We start from the raw sequence: 1,782 nt of genomic DNA on the forward strand, positions 1-1,782 counted from the left end.
TTAAAGCCACCATAAAGCTCCGCGCGGTCTGATGTATATTGTTGACCCTCAGGATCGCGTACTGCAACAGAACCAACCAAAATCACTTTGCCGCTTTTTTGATTATATTCTGCCCGATCCGCCGCGATTAGATAGCCTTCAGAGGATAAGCGAACGCCTCCCTGTGCCACGACAATGGAGGTTCGACTATCAACGGTTAGTCGATCTGCAGAAACCAACATTTGGCTGGTGGTAGAGAGTTTTTGATTGGCAAAAAAATCGGTGGGGAGGAGCTGCTCAGCGCGCGCGATTTGAGTCGACGCAACAAGAAAACCCAACACCGTAGTGGTGTTGAGCAGCACATGTCGCCAACTACTCCAACCCGCGTGGTTACGCGCTACACTCATCCATCTTCCTTCCACAATAGTACACTTGTTCCGATAACAATTGCGACTATTGCAGGTCCCCATGCGGCCAATGTTGCATCCATCACTCCCGAGCTACCCGCCCGTTCGAGCAATTTCGTGACAACATAAAGCACGAACCCCAATACAATACCATATAGAACTTGTGACCCGGAAGTGCCGTGGCGGCGATAACCAACGGTAAATGCAAACGCAATTAACAAAGAACCAACAAGCAACGCAGGTAGCGCCTCTGCTCGGCGCAATCGCATCAATGCGGCAGCCACATTGCTGTTCTCAACCTTCACGCTTTGAATGAAATCGCGCAGGGTAAAAATGTTCATTTGATGAACAGATCCCAACTGCAAGCTAATCGATTCTTTGGTGGCACTGACGGTGAGATCTAAACGTTCGAACGAGCGCTTTTCACCGTTGGATGTGATAAGTGTACCCTTTATCAATTGCCACGCGTTACCCACAAATTCTGCGTCTTGGGCGACAATCTGCTCACCAAGGCCTTGATTTGCATCATATTTAAACACGGAGACATCTCGCATCCGTAAGCCATCATCAGACAGGTATTTTGCGCGGATGAAAAATGGGCCACCATCGGGTTGCTGTTTGATCCATCGGCCACTGCCTTGGCTTGTCAGTTGTGAGGATTCGATGATGCCTACATTTTTTTCCACCAACTGCTTGCTGTGCAAAACAGCAACTTCGCCCGCATAGCTCACAAAAATGCCAATCACCAATGTTGCAAAGGCAGGCACGGCCAGAATGCCCCAAATCGACACGCCGCTTGATTTGGCAACAATAAGTTCTCGGTTGTTTTGTAAGTCGATTAGCGCCAATACCGAACCGACCAAAATGGAAATGGGCAAAAGGTCACCAGCCCAGCTGATGGCAGTCAACCCAACTGAAGCCAATGTGATTAAGGGGCGTTCAAACAGACCAAGGTTCGGCCTATTGCCAACTTCAACCAACTCGATGAGCGCCACCAAGCAAAAGAACAAAAAAGTCACAATTGCGATTGAGCGCAAGATGTGTCCTGCAAAATGTCTTCCGAGCCTAAACATTTGCCACACTCCGCAAGTCTGCTGGAATGGTAGAAAAGGCGCCATTTCGCCACGCGATGACAAAGGCGGGTATCAAAGGTAAAACCGGTATCAAATAGATAAGCAGGATCAAATTTGCATCACCACCGGCAAGCTGTTTGGCGCTGGCACCCAGCACTTTCACCAACACGCCAGTACCTAGAAGGACCACATCACCGTTGATGCGACGTTTGGAGCGCAAAGGACGGGGCTGCATACTCATGGCAAAGGCAAGCAGCACCAGGCTGAGCAAGTAAAGGGGGGAGGCGATCCTGTCATGCAAGAGCGCCAATTGACGTGGCGCA

3 protein-coding genes are annotated in these 1,782 nt (G+C 49.8%); all 3 read right to left on the reverse strand.

Features of this window, described 5'->3' with window-relative positions; genetic code table 11:
- On the reverse strand, positions 1–386 hold a 386-nt coding region (locus tag Q0231_RS12300), incomplete at its 3' end, for a hypothetical protein (RefSeq protein WP_299347869.1).
- Entirely contained in the window at positions 383–1,459 is a 1,077-nt protein-coding gene (locus tag Q0231_RS12305; protein ID WP_299347870.1) for an LptF/LptG family permease, read from the reverse strand. The genes Q0231_RS12305 and Q0231_RS12300, both read right to left, overlap by 4 nt.
- On the reverse strand, positions 1,452–1,782 hold a 331-nt coding region (locus Q0231_RS12310), incomplete at its 5' end, for a hypothetical protein (RefSeq protein WP_299347871.1). The genes Q0231_RS12310 and Q0231_RS12305, both read right to left, overlap by 8 nt.

The sequence above is a fragment of the uncultured Maritalea sp. genome (genome assembly GCF_937139385.1).
GTDB classification, from domain to species: domain Bacteria; phylum Pseudomonadota; class Alphaproteobacteria; order Rhizobiales; family Devosiaceae; genus Maritalea; species Maritalea porphyrae_A.